The organism is Kluyvera sp. EC_51, from assembly GCF_019584505.1.
In the GTDB taxonomy this organism is placed as follows: Bacteria; Pseudomonadota; Gammaproteobacteria; order Enterobacterales; family Enterobacteriaceae; genus Kluyvera; species Kluyvera sichuanensis.
Genome location: NZ_VDAG01000010.1, coordinates 26,413 through 42,768, shown reverse-complemented (window position 1 = coordinate 42,768; position 16,356 = coordinate 26,413). Strand labels below are relative to the sequence as shown.

At 52.3% G+C, this 16,356-nt stretch carries 18 protein-coding genes and 1 pseudogene; 5 read left to right on the top strand and 14 right to left on the bottom strand.

Annotated elements, in window-relative coordinates; translation table 11 throughout:
* Positions 1 to 79: 79 nt before the first annotated feature.
* Both ruvB and ruvA read right to left on the bottom strand, forming a co-directional pair.
* The gene (gene ruvB, locus FHC49_RS03755; protein WP_185667577.1) at positions 80 to 1,090 is read right to left on the bottom strand and encodes a Holliday junction branch migration DNA helicase RuvB; all 1,011 of its coding nucleotides are present in this window, start codon (positions 1,088 to 1,090) and stop codon (positions 80 to 82) included.
* A gap of 8 nt (positions 1,091 to 1,098) precedes the next feature.
* Positions 1,099 to 1,710 (bottom strand): Holliday junction branch migration protein RuvA, encoded by a 612-nt coding sequence (gene ruvA, locus FHC49_RS03750; RefSeq protein WP_220438793.1) that lies wholly within the window; start codon positions 1,708 to 1,710, stop codon positions 1,099 to 1,101.
* Between the two features lie 320 nt (positions 1,711 to 2,030).
* On the opposite strand from ruvA, the gene FHC49_RS03745 reads away from it, so the two are divergent.
* A complete protein-coding gene (locus tag FHC49_RS03745; RefSeq protein ID WP_220438792.1) occupies positions 2,031 to 2,609 on the top strand; it encodes a YebB family permuted papain-like enzyme in 579 nt (192 codons plus the stop codon).
* A 25-nt stretch (positions 2,610 to 2,634) separates the two neighbouring features.
* Here FHC49_RS03745 and ruvC read toward each other — a convergent pair whose 3' ends face one another.
* Genes ruvC through aspS form a run of 4 tightly spaced genes read right to left on the bottom strand, consistent with a single transcriptional unit; the run spans position 2,635 to position 6,195 of the window.
* The gene (ruvC, locus tag FHC49_RS03740; RefSeq protein ID WP_185667575.1) at positions 2,635 to 3,156 is read right to left on the bottom strand and encodes a crossover junction endodeoxyribonuclease RuvC; all 522 of its coding nucleotides are present in this window, start codon (positions 3,154 to 3,156) and stop codon (positions 2,635 to 2,637) included.
* 34 nt (positions 3,157 to 3,190) lie between these two features.
* Positions 3,191 to 3,934 (bottom strand): YebC/PmpR family DNA-binding transcriptional regulator, encoded by a 744-nt coding sequence (locus FHC49_RS03735; protein WP_185667574.1) that lies wholly within the window; start codon positions 3,932 to 3,934, stop codon positions 3,191 to 3,193.
* A gap of 28 nt (positions 3,935 to 3,962) precedes the next feature.
* Positions 3,963 to 4,406 (bottom strand): dihydroneopterin triphosphate diphosphatase, encoded by a 444-nt coding sequence (gene nudB, locus FHC49_RS03730; protein WP_185667573.1) that lies wholly within the window; start codon positions 4,404 to 4,406, stop codon positions 3,963 to 3,965.
* A gap of 1 nt (position 4,407) precedes the next feature.
* Positions 4,408 to 6,195, bottom strand: a complete 1,788-nt coding sequence (gene aspS, locus FHC49_RS03725; RefSeq protein WP_220438790.1) for an aspartate--tRNA ligase — start codon at positions 6,193 to 6,195, stop codon at positions 4,408 to 4,410.
* Between the two features lie 267 nt (positions 6,196 to 6,462).
* On the opposite strand from aspS, the gene FHC49_RS03720 reads away from it, so the two are divergent.
* From FHC49_RS03720 to FHC49_RS03715, 3 genes and pseudogenes are all read left to right on the top strand, one after another.
* A complete protein-coding gene (locus FHC49_RS03720; protein ID WP_220438788.1) occupies positions 6,463 to 7,029 on the top strand; it encodes a hydrolase in 567 nt (188 codons plus the stop codon).
* Positions 7,026 to 7,121, top strand: a pseudogene (locus FHC49_RS24305) (hypothetical protein); the annotation flags it as partial. The gene FHC49_RS03720 and the pseudogene FHC49_RS24305, both read left to right, overlap by 4 nt.
* 261 nt (positions 7,122 to 7,382) lie before the next feature.
* Positions 7,383 to 7,622 (top strand): DinI family protein, encoded by a 240-nt coding sequence (locus FHC49_RS03715; RefSeq protein ID WP_000497460.1) that lies wholly within the window; start codon positions 7,383 to 7,385, stop codon positions 7,620 to 7,622.
* 85 nt (positions 7,623 to 7,707) lie between these two features.
* On the opposite strand, the gene FHC49_RS03710 is transcribed toward FHC49_RS03715, so the two are convergent.
* Both FHC49_RS03710 and FHC49_RS03705 read right to left on the bottom strand, forming a co-directional pair.
* On the bottom strand, positions 7,708 to 8,118 hold the full coding sequence (locus FHC49_RS03710) for a hemerythrin domain-containing protein (RefSeq protein WP_220438787.1): 411 nt from the start codon (positions 8,116 to 8,118) through the stop codon (positions 7,708 to 7,710).
* Positions 8,119 to 8,309: 191 nt separating this feature from the next.
* The gene (locus tag FHC49_RS03705) at positions 8,310 to 8,642 is read right to left on the bottom strand and encodes a hypothetical protein (protein WP_003841689.1); all 333 of its coding nucleotides are present in this window, start codon (positions 8,640 to 8,642) and stop codon (positions 8,310 to 8,312) included.
* Positions 8,643 to 8,720: 78 nt separating this feature from the next.
* Between FHC49_RS03705 and FHC49_RS03700 the strand changes: the two genes are divergently transcribed.
* Positions 8,721 to 8,963, top strand: coding sequence for a DinI-like family protein (locus FHC49_RS03700; RefSeq protein WP_185669399.1), 243 nt, complete (start codon positions 8,721 to 8,723; stop codon positions 8,961 to 8,963).
* 90 nt (positions 8,964 to 9,053) lie between these two features.
* Here the strand turns inward: FHC49_RS03700 and FHC49_RS03695 are convergent, their stop codons facing one another.
* From FHC49_RS03695 to FHC49_RS03670, 6 genes are all read right to left on the bottom strand, one after another.
* Positions 9,054 to 9,452, bottom strand: coding sequence for a hypothetical protein (locus tag FHC49_RS03695; protein WP_220438783.1), 399 nt, complete (start codon positions 9,450 to 9,452; stop codon positions 9,054 to 9,056).
* Between the two features lie 266 nt (positions 9,453 to 9,718).
* Positions 9,719 to 10,108 (bottom strand): tail fiber assembly protein, encoded by a 390-nt coding sequence (locus FHC49_RS03690; RefSeq protein ID WP_220438782.1) that lies wholly within the window; start codon positions 10,106 to 10,108, stop codon positions 9,719 to 9,721.
* Positions 10,105 to 11,937, bottom strand: coding sequence for a hypothetical protein (locus FHC49_RS24580; protein ID WP_370631748.1), 1,833 nt, complete (start codon positions 11,935 to 11,937; stop codon positions 10,105 to 10,107). Before FHC49_RS24580 ends, FHC49_RS03690 begins: the two co-directional genes overlap by 4 nt.
* A 69-nt stretch (positions 11,938 to 12,006) precedes the next feature.
* On the bottom strand, positions 12,007 to 12,579 hold the full coding sequence (locus FHC49_RS03680; protein ID WP_255581087.1) for a hypothetical protein: 573 nt from the start codon (positions 12,577 to 12,579) through the stop codon (positions 12,007 to 12,009).
* Between the two features lie 308 nt (positions 12,580 to 12,887).
* Entirely contained in the window at positions 12,888 to 13,208 is a 321-nt protein-coding gene (locus tag FHC49_RS03675; protein ID WP_220438780.1) for a hypothetical protein, read from the bottom strand.
* Positions 13,165 to 16,335, bottom strand: coding sequence for a host specificity protein J (locus FHC49_RS03670; protein ID WP_220438779.1), 3,171 nt, complete (start codon positions 16,333 to 16,335; stop codon positions 13,165 to 13,167). Before FHC49_RS03670 ends, FHC49_RS03675 begins: the two co-directional genes overlap by 44 nt.
* Positions 16,336 to 16,356: the final 21 nt, after the last annotated feature.

Below are 16,356 nucleotides of genomic sequence, written 5' to 3'. Positions count from 1 at the left end.
CTCCAGCGTCGCTTTGCTCGGCCGGGCTACAATGTACCGTAGCCCGGCCGAGCAAAGCGACGCCGGGAAGGCTCAAAGGTTAAGGCATTTCCGGTGGCGTAATCCCAAAGTGGTTCCACGCACGGCTCGTCGCCATACGGCCACGTGGCGTACGCTGCAAGAACCCCTGCTGAATCAGGTACGGCTCCAGCACGTCTTCAATGGTTTCCCGCTCTTCCCCGATTGCCGCCGCCAGGTTATCCAACCCAACCGGCCCACCGAAGAATTTATCAATGACCGCTAGCAGTAACTTGCGGTCCATATAGTCAAAGCCTTCCGCATCGACGTTAAGCATATCCAGCGCCTGCGCGGCGATATCCGCAGAGATGGTACCGTCGTGTTTCACTTCCGCAAAGTCACGTACCCGACGCAGCAGTCGGTTAGCAATACGCGGCGTGCCGCGCGCGCGACGAGCCACTTCCAGCGCCCCATCATCGCTCATCTCCAGCCCCATAAAGCGCGCACTGCGCCCCACGATATGCTGCAAATCAGGCACCTGATAAAACTCGAGGCGCTGCACGATGCCGAAACGGTCACGCAATGGCGAGGTCAGTGAGCCTGCGCGCGTAGTGGCGCCAATCAAGGTAAACGGCGGCAGGTCAATTTTGATCGAACGCGCGGCCGGGCCTTCGCCAATCATAATATCGAGCTGGTAATCTTCCATTGCCGGATAAAGCACCTCTTCCACCACCGGTGAAAGACGATGAATTTCATCGATAAACAGCACGTCATGGGGTTCGAGGTTGGTCAGCATCGCCGCGAGATCGCCCGCTTTTTCCAGCACCGGGCCCGATGTGGTACGCAGATTTACGCCCATTTCGTTGGCAACAATATTCGCCAGCGTGGTTTTCCCGAGCCCCGGTGGGCCGAAGATTAGCAGGTGGTCAAGCGCGTCGCCGCGCAGCTTCGCCGCCTGGATAAAGATCTCCATCTGCGAGCGAACATGCGGCTGACCGATATACTCGGCCAGTAACTTAGGGCGGATGGCGCGATCTGCCACCTCTTCCGCCATGCTACTGCCTGACGAAATCAGGCGGTCTGCTTCAATCATCCTCTACCTCACAGCGCCGCGCGGAGCGCTTCGCGGATCAATGTTTCACTGCTGGCATCCGAACGGGCAACTTTGCTCACCATTCGGCTGGCTTCCTGAGGTTTATAGCCCAGCGCCACCAGCGCAGCAACTGCTTCCTGCTCGGCGTCGTCGGCGCTTAGGCCAGTTGGAGACGTGAGCACCAGATCGGCGGCTGGCGTGAAGAGATCGCCATGCAGGCCTTTAAAGCGGTCCTTCATTTCGACAATCAGACGTTCCGCCGTTTTCTTGCCGATGCCCGGTAGCTTAACCAGCGCGCCAAGCTCTTCGCGCTCGACCGCGTTGACAAACTGCTGCGCCGACATACCCGAGAGGATCGCCAACGCCAGCTTCGGCCCAACGCCGTTGGTCTTAATCAGCTCTTTAAACAGCGTACGTTCCTGCTTGTTATTGAAGCCGTAAAGCAGCTGTGCGTCTTCACGTACCACGAAGTGGGTGAAGACAATCGCTTCCTGCCCGGCTTCCGGCAGCTCGTAAAAACAGGTCATCGGCATATGCACTTCATAGCCTACGCCGCCCGTCTCCAGAAGGACCAGCGGGGGTTGTTTTTCGAGAATGATGCCTCTGAGTCTGCCTATCACGTGACGCTCCTGCGTTAAGGGCTAAAAGAGTAATGCGTTATCATAAAAAAAAGCTGGATAAATATCCAGATGAAACGGATCAATTCCCGTTGCCGATCCCAGTATGTTCTTGCTTATACGACGCGTTTCCGCACCGTTCCTCGGAGAGGATGTTAGCGGGCCTACGTCATGATAGTGGTTTACGCAATAATAAAAATGCCCATTTATTTAATTTTAATCGGCATTTCCCCATATACATAAGAATGACGAGAATCAGCGAGTGTGATATTAATTTATTCACTACACCACATGGATGATTCATATTAAAAAGGATTTATCACTTGATAATTAATTACCCTGAAAAATACGAAACCGGTGACATTGTTTTCACTTGTATCGGAACGCACCTGTTTGGCCAGATATCCACGGCCTCTCAATGCTGGAGTAATCATGTCGGTATCATCATCGGCCACACCGGCGAGGACTATCTGGTGGCAGAAAGCCGGGTGCCGCTTTCTACCGTCACCACGTTGTCACGCTTTATTCAGCGTTCTGCGGGAAACCGCTATGCGGTTCGCCGACTCCGCGGCGGTTTAAGCGTTGAACAAAAATTGGCTATCGTTGAGCAGGTGCCTCAGCGATTAAATAAATTTTATCATACCGGATTTAAATATGATTCAACGCGCCAATTCTGCTCTAAATTTGTTTTTGATATTTATAATAAGGCGCTAAATATTTCCGTAGGTGATATTGAAACATTTCAGCAACTGCTGTGCGCGAACCCAGGTGCGAAACTGACCTTCTGGGAGCTTTGGTTTTTAGGCGCGATTCCATGGGAAAGAAAAACGGTAACGCCAGCGAGTCTGTGGGTGAGTCCCCATTTAGCACTTATTACTGAACAAGGAAGCGACACACCTTAACCCGAAGCGATCAAGGCGCGTGAGATTAGCGTAATCGCCCACGCGCTAAGTTTAGCCGCGAGTCGCTCATTTGCATGGCGTTCTGGCTGACGTGGCAGTGGGTAATGGCGATGGCTAGCGCATCCGCCGCATCGGCCTGCGGGTTAGCGGGAAGCTTTAACAGCGTGCGCACCATATGCTGAACCTGGCTTTTTTCCGCACTACCAATGCCCACAACGGTCTGTTTGACCTGACGGGCGGCGTACTCAAAGACCGGAAGTTCCTGATTGGTGGCAGCAACGATGGCCACTCCGCGCGCCTGTCCGAGCTTAAGCGCCGAGTCGGCGTTCTTCGCCATAAAGACCTGCTCAATCGCGAAATAGTCCGGCTGGAACTGGGTGATAATCTCCGTCACGCCGGCATAAATCAGCTTCAGGCGCGACGGAAGATCGTCAACCTTGGTGCGGATGCATCCGCTGCCAAGGTAGGTCAGTTGTCGGCCAACCTGGCGAATGACACCATAACCGGTGATGCGCGACCCCGGGTCAATGCCGAGAATAATAGACATCACGCACCTCCTGTTAGGTTACGGCACAGCCACCTCATTCTAAGGTCGCTGCCACCTCGTCAGAGATTTCGCCGTTGTGGTAGACTTCCTGAACATCGTCACAGTCTTCCAGCATGTCGATGAGACGCATCAGTTTCGGTGCGGTTTCTGCATCCATGTCCGCTTTGGTGGACGGGATCATAGACACTTCTGCTGCGTCAGCTTTCAGGCCAGCCGCTTCCAGCGCATCACGCACTTTACCCATCTCTTCCCACGCGGTGTACACGTCAATCGCGCCGTCGTCGAAGGTCACAACGTCTTCCGCACCGGCTTCCAGCGCCGCTTCCATAATGGTGTCTTCGTCGCCCTGCTCAAAGGAAATAATCCCCTTTTTGCTGAACAGATAGGAAACGGAACCGTCGGTACCCAAGTTACCCCCGGTTTTGCTGAATGCGTGACGCACTTCAGCAACGGTACGGTTACGGTTGTCAGACAGGCATTCAATCATCACCGCGGTGCCGCCAGGACCGTAGCCTTCATAGATGATGGTTTCCATGTTGGAATCTTCATCACCGCCCACGCCACGCGCGATAGCACGGTTCAGGGTGTCACGCGTCATGTTGTTGGCCAGGGCTTTATCTACCGCAGCACGCAGACGCGGGTTCGCATCCGGATCGCCGCCGCCCAGTTTGGCCGCCGTCACCAGTTCACGAATGATCTTGGTGAAGATTTTGCCGCGCTTAGCATCCTGCGCCGCTTTACGATGTCTGGTGTTGGCCCATTTACTATGACCTGCCATAAAAATATCTCCAAAAAACTATGCCCTTTCAGGCAGCGTTAATGACAAATTCTTCAATCGCCTGCCGGTTACTCCACGACTTAGTGAGCGCCGCCGCGGCGGGTGCATCGAGCCACTGGTAGGTCAGGTGCTCGGTGAACACAACGTCCCGCTCGTGGGGCAGCGCAAGACAGAACCAGGATTCTGTATTGCGCACAACGCCCGGCGCATAGCGATGGCGTAAATGTTGAAAAATTTCAAACTCCACCGTGCGTTGACAGTCTTTCAAGGTCAGTTGCTCAGACACAACATCAATAGTGACCTCTTCCTTTACTTCACGCATGGCGGCCTGCGACGCGGTTTCCCCTTCTTCCACGCTGCCGGTTACCGACTGCCAGAAATCAGGGTCATCGCGTCGCTGCAGCATCAGCACCCGTTTACTGTCCTGGGCATAAATCACCACCAGAATAGAGACGGGCCGCTTGAATGGCATGTTACTTGTTCTCCGCAGACTCTTTTGGCTCTTTCGCCACAACCTGAATACCCAGTTCGCCCAGAGAAGCCGGATTCGCGAAGCTTGGTGCTTCAGTCATCAGACACGCTGCTGCGGTGGTTTTCGGGAAGGCGATAACGTCACGGATGTTATCGGTGCCGGTCAGCAGCATGGTCAGACGGTCAAGACCGAATGCCAGGCCCGCGTGTGGCGGCGTACCGTATTTCAGCGCGTCCAGCAGGAAGCCAAACTTCTCGCGCTGCTCTTGTTCATTGATGCCGAGAATACCGAATACGGTCTGCTGCATGTCACCACGGTGAATACGCACAGAACCGCCACCCACTTCGTAGCCGTTGATAACCATGTCGTAGGCGTTCGCCACTGCATCTTCCGGAGCGGCTTTCAGCTCTTCGGCGGTCATGTCTTTCGGCGAAGTGAACGGGTGGTGCATTGCGGTCAGGCCGCCTTCACCATCTTCTTCAAACATTGGGAAGTCGATAACCCACAGCGGCGCCCACATGTTTTCGTCGGTCAGGCTCAGGTCTTTACCCAGCTTCAGACGCAGTGCGCCCATCGCGTCGGCAACCACTTTCTTGTTGTCGGCGCCGAAGAAGATCATGTCGCCGTCCTGCGCGCCGGTGCGCTCAAGGATCGCTTCAATGATTTCTGGGGTCAGGAACTTGGCTACCGGGCTGGTGATGCCTTCCACGCCTTTTGCTCGTTCGGTCACTTTGATGTAAGCCAGGCCTTTCGCGCCATAAATCTTCACAAAGTTGCCGTATTCATCAATCAGCTTACGGGTCAGTGCAGCACCGCCCGGTACGCGCAGCGCAGCCACGCGGCCTTTCGGATCGTTAGCCGGGCCGGAGAATACCGCGAACTCAACGGATTTCAGCAGGTCAGCAACGTCAACCAGCTCCATTGGGTTACGCAGGTCCGGTTTGTCGGAACCGTAACGGCGCTCTGCTTCGGCGAAGGTCATGATCGGGAAGTCGCCCAGATCCACACCTTTGATTTCCAGCCACAGCTGACGCACCAGCGCTTCCATCACTTCACGCACCTGCGGTGCGGTCATGAAGGAGGTTTCGACGTCGATCTGGGTGAATTCTGGCTGACGATCAGCGCGCAGGTCTTCGTCGCGGAAGCATTTAACAATCTGATAGTAGCGGTCGAAGCCGGACATCATCAGCAGCTGTTTGAACAGCTGAGGAGACTGTGGCAGCGCATAGAACTTACCTTTATGTACGCGAGACGGTACCAGGTAGTCGCGCGCGCCTTCCGGAGTCGCTTTGGTCAGCATCGGGGTTTCGATATCGAGGAAACCGTGATCGTCCATAAAGCGACGCACGAAGCTGGTGATTTTAGCGCGAGTTTTCAGGCGCTGAGCCATTTCCGGACGACGCAGGTCGAGGTAGCGGTACTTCAGACGCGCTTCTTCGGTGTTGACGTGGTTGGAGTCCAGCGGCAGTGATTCTGAACGGTTGATGATGGTCAGATCGGAGGCCAGAACTTCGATAGCGCCGGTTGCCATATCCGCGTTGATGTTCTTTTCGTCACGCGCACGAACGGTGCCGGTTACCTGAATGCAGAACTCATTACGCAGTTCAGAGGCTAACTTCAAGGCATCCGCACGGTCCGGATCGAAGAACACCTGTACGATGCCTTCACGGTCGCGCATGTCGATAAAAATGAGGCTACCGAGATCACGACGGCGGTTGACCCAACCACACAGAGTCACCTGCTGCCCAACGTGGGACTGTCGAAGCTGTCCGCAATATTCTGTACGCATGAGATATCCCTTAACTTAGCCGTCGGCGGATTGTCGCCTGTCATGCAGGCGTTACTGTCGCAGCTTTAGCTGAATGTCACTACTGGATGAAAAAAGGGGGCTATTATACTGGAAATTCTCGCTCGCGATAAGCCCGGAGCAGCTTATACGACTGTTTGCTGAACGCTTATTGCTTACACTCACAAAAATTAACAATAATTATCCGTTCATTCACCAGGCGTCGAATGTAAGGTATGCCCCCGACAGCCCGTTTACAGAGGAACCACCATGCTGAATTTAGACGCCAAAAAAACCGCCCTTGTGGTGATTGACCTGCAGGAAGGCATTCTGCCGTTTGCCGGCGGCCCGCATACCGCCACCGACGTGGTCGCCCGTGCCGCCCGCCTCGCCGACAAGTGCCGTGCAGCATCCGCACCCGTCGTGTTGGTTCGCGTAGGTTGGTCAGCAGATTTTGCCGACGCACTGAAGCAGCCGGTTGATGCACCTGCACCGGCCAAAGCGCTGCCGGAAAACTGGTGGACCTACCCGGCTGAGCTCGGCAAACAGGACAGCGATATTGAAGTGACCAAGCGTCAGTGGGGCGCATTTTACGGCACCGACCTCGAAGTGCAGTTGCGTCGTCGCGGTATCGACACCATTATCCTGTGCGGTATTTCCACCAACATCGGCGTGGAATCGACCGCGCGGAACGCGTGGGAACTGGGCTTTAACCTGGTTATCGCCGAAGATGCCTGCAGCGCGTTCAACAACGATCAGCATCAGAGCAGCCTTTCCTATATCTTCCCGCGCATTGCACGCGTGCGCAGCACCGACGAGATCCTCGCAGCGCTATGATTTATCTTGGGCTTCCCCAATGGTCGCACCCGAAATGGGTGCGCCTTGGTATTACCAGCCTTGAAGAGTATGCCCGCCACTTTAACTGCGTGACGCGGTAATTTTTAAAATCACTAAAGAACGCCCAAGAGCATGTGTTTTCTTTAGGTTAATCAGTGCATTATAAGACGCCTCCATATGAAATTCGGTTAATTTCATATGAGTTAAAATGTCCCAACCATGCCCCAAAACTGGCATTTATGCCCCATACATGCCCCAAAAACCTTCCTTAAAAAGCTACGTGCCCAACCGTTGACGCTGTATAAATAAACAGTATAAATTGCGTGCAAAATCATTGTTGCTTTGGAGGCGGTATGTTCGTTGAGTTGGTGTACGACAAACGGAATGTTGAAGGATTAACAGGTGCCAGAGAAATAATTCTGAATGAGTTAACAAAGCGAGTGCACCGGATCTTTCCGGATGCAGAAGTGAAGGTTAAGCCGATGCAGGCGAACGGCTTAAACAGCGATGCCAGCAAAAGCGATCGGGAGAAGCTGAACCGCATGCTAGAGGAAATGTTTGAAGAATCCGATATGTGGTTAGTTTCGGAGTAGTGCCAGCTTTTACCAAGTCCTTTTCATACCTTTCTGGATACGGGAAACCAAATTCCCGTATTGGATGAACCATTGCCGCCCTTTTTTAAAGCTGCTCTACCAGCGGATAAAAATTATGATCCTCGCGCTGCATTCGTTCATGCAACTTGCGCAACACTACATTCGCGTCGCGGCGAAATGCCTCGTCACAATTGATAAGCTTATTTGCCGTATTCCAGCGACGGGAAAACTTTTCATACTCGGCAACAATATCAGCCATCTCGCGCTGAAAATTTACGCTCATTGTTTTTAGCTTTTGATCGTTCACCTTTTCCAGATAAGGATATAAAAACTGATCTTCGGCAGAAAGGTGTACTTTAATCACAGAACTCATACTGATAATGGTTTGAGCGATTTCTTGCGCATGAGCCGTCACACCCGCCCGGCTAAGCTCCCTGAGGCGGCTAATTTTATGGATAATCTCGGCATGCTGGATCTTCATTTTATCAATATTCACTGGGGAATCCCTTAATGAGCTTTGCAATTTATAACATATATATTAAATGCATCTTTAAAAATAAGCAATCTGAGTTGTTTTTATTAAATTTTATAAATTTACGTTATGTAAATACATAATAAACAAAATTTGAATGCAAATATAAAGAGATCTATTGCCAATCTTCGGAATTTTTCTATCGTACATATGTCTCAAAACTGCGCCAATGCCGCCTCAAGAGATATCGCAGCATCAGTGCTGTTGATAAAGTGCGTCACCCGCCTCATAACCTCAGCCTCTTCAGCTGCATCACCTTCGATCGCTTCGCCGTCATCCGTGATTAACGCTTTCCCCCTAAGCTTCGCAAACTGCGTCCGACCTCCGGACAGAATCAACAGCGCATCACCCTGCTGTGGGCGCGTGACCGGGACGATGATCGCATAACCCGCCGACGTCTCGAGGATGCGACTGTCGGGAGTCATGCAGACACTGGCTGGCGTAACCCGCTGCTCTATATAGTCGGTAGCTGGTGAAGGAAAGCCCATGTTTACGCCCTCTCTTGAATACTGGATAAAAACACAGTATAAATACTGTATACATAACCAGTAAAGAGGGAGTTAATCATGTTTGTGGAACTCGTTTATGACAAAAGGAATTTTGATGGTTTGCCTGGTGCGAAGGACATCATTCTGGGTGAATTGAGCAAGAGGGTGCACCGTATTTTCCCTGACGCTGATGTAAGAGTTAAGCCGATGATGACGCTACCGGCGATCAATACTGATGCCAGTAAGCATGAGAAGGAGCGGATCAGCGCCGCTGTGCAGGAAATGTTTGAAGAGGCTGAATTATGGCTTGTGGATGAATGAGTGATTTCACCTATACTTGCGCCAGCGCCATGGCATGAACACCTGGCCTACTGCTGCGGTCTGTGCTTGCATACCACGGACCGCAGCAAACTAACATCGGGCGCTTTTGCTGCTCACTATCTTTTCCGTAACGCCTTTTGCTGCTACTTTCAACGCCCGGTTAAACGCAATAACGGTTACAGGCTTACCCTGATACTTGACCCTGTTAGAGTGGCTCTGAAAAATATAAATATCATCGGGATATTTTTCTCTGCGTCTCTGTATGAGCTCGCAAATCAGAGGGGGAGCCTCTACCTGAACACTCTTAAATCTCGCCCCCTTTTCGAGATTCAGATATTTTCCGTCAAAGTTCCTATGCTTAAGATTGATAACCTGGCCAACACTAAGTGGCACCAGGCAAAGAAAAATCCATAAATCTGACCATGTATCACTGATATCTTTTAGCTTATGGGATATTAGCGCTATTTCTTTGATGGTGAATTGGCTCATTTTCCAGGCTGCTACTTTTTTGTTCTAAATCCGCAATGACTTATAACATATATTACATCGATTAGTTACATTTCACCCCTATGTCAAATGGTGGGTCGCTTTCAGATATACGTTCCACCATTGCCTCAAAAATTACTTTTCGACTATGACCGATTCAGCATATTGGCGTTTATCAACTCGCGGTGGATATCACCTGGTTTCCCTCAGTGCGAAAGCATGGGGAAAGCCATTATGATGGCGGTTCGGCAGAGCAAAGCGCTGTGGCGTTAATTTTCCGGACGCGGCGGCCACTCAATTTCCGGTGCCGCGTCCAGTTCGAGAGCATCCAGCTCCTTCACATACAGCCGCCAGGCAATCAGCTTTTGTTTGTCCTCTTCACTGATTAACCCCAACGCCAAATCAAGCTTCCACTCAGACATAATCTGCTCGGCGTCCTGCTTCAGCTCTGCACGCTTACGCTCAGCATCGGCTATTTCATCATCTTGGGTTCGGGGTAAAATCACAAGCTCAGACCACTTAGCTGTTTCACGATCATAAGTAATCCCGCCGCCGATGAAGTCATCGTCCACTATTACAGGGTAAGTCATACCGCCGAACGCCGCAGGCGTCGTTGCCCAACTGCTATTATTCAGTTCACTTACATAGATAGTTTTCATGCAGTAATTTTCCTTATGTGTATCCGGCATTGAATAGGTGTTGCAGGAACAGCACTGGCAGGAAATCCACTACCTCCATCACTAGCGGAAGGATACACACCACCTCGGCCACCGCGGAGTACAATGCCAACCCCTTGCGCATAACTTGCCCTTGTGCCGAATGAACCACTTGTGTAGTGCAGAACCCAACCAGTGTCGTACCAGTTACCATCATTGAATAGTAACTCTGCCTGCACATCGACAGGTGTATTGTTCCCAAATGGGTTTGCAATAACTTGCCGCCCATCATTTGCAAGCGTAAGCCCAGATATCAGCGCATAATCAATGCGCGCATTCGTCGCGACGTTCTTCGCCAGCATGTCGGTATTTATCGACTCCATACGAGCGGAAAGCGTCATCGCATCGAGCGAGCCAGCATTCTGTGCGCGACCTGCATACCGGATGACGAAGCAGCCAACGAGGGCATTCATGCGGGCTTCGTTGACGCCATCCGCATAGACGTCACTGCCACGTCTAAGGTTTAATTCTAGGTTTGAGCCTGCATCTGATCCTGCAGCATTGGACGGAGAGTTGTTCTGACCGCCTGGCTGCGTATTTCTCTTTACGTTTAAGGCATTCGTCGTACTTGTGTTATTCCCACCGGTGTTTCCGCCCAGATCAGGGATAATGGTTCCCAAGATGCTAAAACCATAAATTTCCGACTTAACGTTCGGCAATGCACTTTTCTGCATGCTGCCAGGAGCCAGCGAGCCGCCATCACCGCGCATTACCGGTGCTTTGATACTTCCCGGCTGTACGCCATTTCGGTCAGGCAGGCGCATCTTGCCAGTCGAGGAATTCAGGACATAGCAGTTGCGCTTTGTTGGGTCGGCCTGCCATGTGGCTTCATCAGTTGTCGGTCGGTTACCTGCTGCAACGTCGGCGTACAGGTCCGCGAATGGCCCCACCTGGTCAACCTGCTGGCCGTCAGCGGCAACGCAACCATCCGGCATTTTTGACCGCTTGTCGTGCCACCACGACTGGCCGATATAGCCGCCACCCTTCCCATCAGTCTCCGCTTTTGAATACACGTCAAGGTGACTGCGCGCGGCAGACTTATCAGGTAAATCATCAAGATTCTGGTCTTTATGAAGCAGGTTTTCAGGGTGGACTGATGACGCAGCCGCCTCAGCGGCGGTTTTAGCTGCCTCCGCATCTGTTTTTGCCGATACAGCGGCAGTCTTTGCGGTCTCACTATCAGTCTTCGCAGTTTCCGCCGCTGTTTTAGCTGCTACCGCTGCTGTCTTCGCACTCGACGCTGTGGAAGCGTCTGTGCTCGCCGCCTGGGCTGCAGATTGCGCAGTCCCCTTATCGGTCGCTACCTGCTGCGCATCCGTACGAACCTGATTCGCCAGTGCTGTTACTGCATCAATATCGATAAGCGCCAGCGTATCCTTGATGCTCTGCCAGGAAGGGCCGGTAAAGGTTGAGCCATCTGGCAGCACGACCGTGATGTTGCCGCTGGCGCTGAAAACGGCCTGCCAGTTCTGCTTGTCATAGTTGAGGCCACGCAGCGCTGCAGTTGTTTGAGCGACAAGCTCCGCCGTTATCTGGTTTTGCGCTGCACGGGGAACAGCCTGCCACGCCGCGCCCGCCTGCGTCGGCCCGGAATATTTGCTGACTAAAACGATCTGCGTGCCACTGCCAATCGATTTCACCGGCAGCGTGTAAGTGATACCGCCTACCGTCGTAACGATGAAATCACCGGCTGCCAGCTCGGTCGTGAACGTGGTACCGACCCCGGTAACAGCATTAGAATTATTCGCCAGGGTTATAGTGCCTGCTGACATAACGACTCCTGAGTTTTGACAATAAAAACCCCGCCGGAGCGAGGTTTATAATTTGAAGTGGAACAAGACTTATGGATAAAGCCGTGTGTCGATATAGATATAATTTGCTCTGAATCTTGGCGATGGCGGGCGCGCATTTATCTGCTGACCTGTCCATGTGCTGGCGCCTACGGTTGTCCCATAAGCCCGTGCAATCATTGATCCATAAATATAAAGCGGTGTCTGGGGTTCAAGAATTATCAGGTAATTTGAGCAAATCCCTGGCATCACAGCGGCCGGGACTCCGACGTTGACATCATATACCACCGTAGACGAATTAATCGGCGTACCATCCCAGGGGTTTGGGACGCTCATGATGTCCAGCGGCAGGCAATCGGTATTCCACGTCATTTTCCCGTTTGAGTCATACACAGCCAGTCCAAAGCCATGCTCTACGGTAACAATAGTTGCGAAAACATAAATCCACCCAGCACCAACAGTGTTTACACTTATGTGCCACTTTCCACCAGATACTGCCCACGTTAAATGAGTAGCGCCATTCACATTGTCATTCCGCAGGAATGGCATGATGGTTGCCGTGCCTGGAATATCCAACTGGATGGTGCCATTACCAGTATATCTATATTTTCCTACGTAATTCATCGGGGTCACATCAGGACTGATAAACAAACTCCCATCTTCACGATAGATCTTTAATCCGTATCCGCTCATTTTATTTATACAAGATGATTATAGGTTGATCGGCAGATGCTCCTGACCAGGTAACCATATTGCCGCTCACCGTTGCAGATGCACCTGGTACGTTGGGATTTGATGGCGCGGTCAGTCGCTGCGCTTCCGCTATTAACGTCTTCCCTTCAATGGAAGGAAAAACTCGTGAGCCTGACGCAGGAGAGCTGATAAATGCTGCAACGAAGGTCGGAATAAATCGCCCAACCATTTCATTCCCGTTAGCGTCGAATAGCTGCACTCCGAAGGCCATAATCATCCCCTTTGCATTGGTAGTCCGTTAAATTTTCGGTTGATTTCCAGCCAGGAAAGAATCGTACATGCAGATTATTAACTGGCCGGATCCAGTAAGTTCCATTTTTATCAATACGGATCTGTTTGATAGCAACGGTTGCTGTACGCAATTCAGCGCCAGCACCTAAATGAGATGAATAAACAGCCGTACAATCGACAGTTTTAACGCCGCTATTAAACGCATCGGAAATAGCTGAACAACCACTAATACTTGCCAACAACAACCCGCAGAACATTATTTTCGTCATATACTTTCTGTCCCTCATTATCTATTAAGTTACGCCCCTCACCCTCTGTGCCGCCATTTAATTCAAATGTTCCATCGGCTTTCATGATGGTGCCCGTTTTACCCTCAACATAATTTGAAGAACGCAGCTCACCGATTTTTGCTAGTGTAATTTCGCCATACTGGATAAATGCTTCACTGACAAACATCTGCCCATTAATGAAAGCAAATGGGGAATACTGTTCATCCCCCTCACCACTCATTAAAACGAGCTGATTGGCATTAAACGCAATACGTGTAATGACAGGCTGCCCAGCCTCTGCCACTACAGCAACTGACATACCTGCGCCGTAATACACATCATCAATTCGCACGCCAACCTTCATCGTGTGGATTGCCGATGCACCATCCACATCGACCACGGCAGTCAGCTTATCTTCCAGCGTTGCCGTCATATTGCCGAACTCGGCCTGCACGGTGGTCGATAGCTCTGCCATCGCTTTATCAACGTCAGCAATTGTCGTTTTAACCACGAGAATTTCGGCGCGGACTTCACCGTACTGCGCCCATTGCCGTTCGACTGTCGCGTTATTCGCCAGGGCATTCTGCAACTGCCCTTCCAGATTCTGATCAATCTGGCTGGTCAGCGCATCACCGTCTTTTGAGGTCAGGAAATCCCCGGTAATATCGCCCAGGTAATCATCGGCGTTATTGTTAGCCATGCCCCGGATCCAGCCTGTCCACCCGGACTCATTCCCGCTTTTATCGACCAGCTGCGCGCGGAACCAGAACTCCTGGCCAGCTTTAAGCCCAAGCTGGATATATTCGGATGATGGGTACGGCACGTCACTCAACAGCAGCGGATCCGACTGGTCCCCGTTCGGGGTGTACTGGATTTCCGTTTTCAGAGTGTCCGACGTGTTGGCCGGGAATCCCCAGTTCAGACGAATACCCCAGTTTATTGGCGTGGCCGCAAAACCTACCGGCTGCGGTGGATTGCCAACTTTCCCCGTTAGCGTGACCTCTTCCGAGTATCCCCAGCCGGACGAAATCTCCGCCGCGTTAATAGCACGAACGCGGACCAGATAGCGCCCGGCATAGATAGATTCAACCTCAAAGCTGGTTGTCGAACTTCGCGGCACGTTAACCCAGTTACCGTCGTTGCGGCGCCACTGCGCCTCATACGCAATAGCGTTATCCACAACCGACCAGGTCGCGCGCAGCGTTTCGACACTGATGCCCTGCTGCACAACGGAATAACTCCCGATGGCAATATCATCAGGCGCTGACTGGTTGCTAGGTGGAATGACGCTGACAGGCCGCTGGTCAATAATGGCGCCAGTATCGATCCGGGCATACTTATCCGGGTCATGGGCCGCGCCGGAGATCGTAAATGTGCCGTCGTTATTATCGGCGACACTGACAACCCGGTATTGCTGGGCATAGAGTTCGTCCGATTCGACAACCCACACGCATTCCGCCTCCGGCGTTTCACTGAATGCCGTTGTAACGGTAATCTTGTTGCCGTTTATCGCCTGAATCGTTCGGCTCTGCGCCGCACCAGATGGAAGGTTGAGAATAAGACGGTCGCCAGCAGCGGCATCAGCAACCCGGTCCAGTTCGATAACCCGGCCATTAACCGAACGAATACGGCCGCCGGTGACCTTGCCGGAAAGCAGCTCATCAGCCACCGCGATAATGTAGCCAGGCTGAGGAATATTACCGTCCAGCCCGACGGAGAAGGTTACTACCCTGTCTTTGTTGTTGGTGAGGATGCCCCAGCGCCCTTTGCGGTTCGCTTCTGACTGCCTGGTGCAGCCAATCGCCGTCATTTCCAGCTGATTAAAACCGTAGCGCGCAACAAGCTGCTGCTCGAATACCGGCTCCATGGCGTCGGCGTAGGCGTTGTCAGGATCGGACCAGGAAACCAGCGCGGTGGTGTAACGGGTTTTGGTGGTGCTGCTGGCGTAGGTAAACAGGCCGTCGATCACATTTGCGCGCGTGTAGGAAAAATCGATATCCCGCGGCATATCGGCCAGCGCCACAATCTGATCACCGCCCCAGTAAGTCATGCCCCGGAAAATAGCCGCAAAATCACGCATCACGGTGTAAGCGTCGTTCCGGTCCTGCACGTAGACATTGCAGGTATAACGCGGTTCTGTACCGTCGCCGCCCTTCCCATCCGGCACCATCTGATCGCAATACTGCGCGACTTCATAGAGTGACCATTTGTCTATATTGGCAGCCGTCAGGCGGTTGCCGAGCCCAAAGCGATCGCTCAGAACCAGATCGTAGAATACCCACGCAGGGTTATCTGTCCAGGCCCATTTAAACGCCCCGGTCCAGGTGCCGAGATAACTTCTTGTTTCAGGGTCGTAGTTATCCGGCACGCGGATCACCCGCATTTTCGGCTCACAGGAAATCTGCGGAATGGAGCCATTAAACTGGCTCGAATCAAATTCGATGTAGAGCAGCGCGGTGTTCGGATAACGCAGCTTGGCGTCGATCACTTCCGTGTAGCTCTGAAGCGTCATTGTGTCGCCCACTTTGGCGCTGTTCGCATCGCCTGTGGTTTTACGCAAACGTAGAGTCCACGTACTGCCAGACTGCGGTAAATCGATGCGGTGGCTACGCTCATAGCCCGTGGTGGTTTTACCCGAGACACGGGTACTCAGAACCGTTTTCCAGGTGCCGCCGTCAGTTTGCAGGTCAATGGCATAATTGATGGTGTATCCCACCAGGTCGCCGTTGTCCTGCTGTTTGTAAATCGAGGGCCATTTAATGCGCAGGCGTACAGCAGAGAGCAGCGTATTTGTGAAAGTACGGGTCCAGGCGGTGGAGCTGGATATCTCAACCCCCATGCTGATTTCGTTTTCAGAGCCCGGAATCCCTTGAATATACTGCTGCGCCTGAGTGCCTGGACGAAAATCCCAGACTACCCCGCCAAAGTTTTTCGAGCCGTCGGCGTTCTCCAACGGTGTTCCGTCAAGGTAGATATCTTTTCCGGTCAAACCACCAGCAAATTCACCTTCACCCAACGCCACCAGCAATTTTGCCTTTGCGACAGACTGGAGATCATCCGGTTGCTCCGTCGGCGTCCGGCTTTTAGAACCGCCACCTTTCCGCCCTGTGATTTTTTTCGGCGCCATATTTCACCCATAAAAAAACCA

What these genes read in the sequence shown, in the direction of transcription:
- ruvB (WP_185667577.1), bottom strand. Translation starts at nt 1,090, where the DNA reads ATGATTGAAGCAGACCGCCTGATTTCGTCAGGCAGTAGCATGGCGGAA.
- ruvC (WP_185667575.1), bottom strand. Translation starts at nt 3,156, where the DNA reads ATGTCTATTATTCTCGGCATTGACCCGGGGTCGCGCATCACCGGTTAT.
- FHC49_RS03735 (WP_185667574.1), bottom strand. Translation starts at nt 3,934, where the DNA reads ATGGCAGGTCATAGTAAATGGGCCAACACCAGACATCGTAAAGCGGCG.
- nudB (WP_185667573.1), bottom strand. Translation starts at nt 4,406, where the DNA reads ATGCCATTCAAGCGGCCCGTCTCTATTCTGGTGGTGATTTATGCCCAG.
- aspS (WP_220438790.1), bottom strand. Translation starts at nt 6,195, where the DNA reads ATGCGTACAGAATATTGCGGACAGCTTCGACAGTCCCACGTTGGGCAG.
- FHC49_RS03720 (WP_220438788.1), top strand. Translation starts at nt 6,463, where the DNA reads ATGCTGAATTTAGACGCCAAAAAAACCGCCCTTGTGGTGATTGACCTG.
- FHC49_RS03715 (WP_000497460.1), top strand. Translation starts at nt 7,383, where the DNA reads ATGTTCGTTGAGTTGGTGTACGACAAACGGAATGTTGAAGGATTAACA.
- FHC49_RS03705 (WP_003841689.1), bottom strand. Translation starts at nt 8,642, where the DNA reads ATGGGCTTTCCTTCACCAGCTACCGACTATATAGAGCAGCGGGTTACG.
- FHC49_RS03700 (WP_185669399.1), top strand. Translation starts at nt 8,721, where the DNA reads ATGTTTGTGGAACTCGTTTATGACAAAAGGAATTTTGATGGTTTGCCT.
- FHC49_RS03695 (WP_220438783.1), bottom strand. Translation starts at nt 9,452, where the DNA reads ATGAGCCAATTCACCATCAAAGAAATAGCGCTAATATCCCATAAGCTA.
- FHC49_RS03690 (WP_220438782.1), bottom strand. Translation starts at nt 10,108, where the DNA reads ATGAAAACTATCTATGTAAGTGAACTGAATAATAGCAGTTGGGCAACG.
- FHC49_RS24580 (WP_370631748.1), bottom strand. Translation starts at nt 11,937, where the DNA reads ATGTCAGCAGGCACTATAACCCTGGCGAATAATTCTAATGCTGTTACC.
- FHC49_RS03680 (WP_255581087.1), bottom strand. Translation starts at nt 12,579, where the DNA reads ATGAATTACGTAGGAAAATATAGATATACTGGTAATGGCACCATCCAG.
- FHC49_RS03675 (WP_220438780.1), bottom strand. Translation starts at nt 13,208, where the DNA reads ATGACGAAAATAATGTTCTGCGGGTTGTTGTTGGCAAGTATTAGTGGT.
- FHC49_RS03670 (WP_220438779.1), bottom strand. Translation starts at nt 16,335, where the DNA reads ATGGCGCCGAAAAAAATCACAGGGCGGAAAGGTGGCGGTTCTAAAAGC.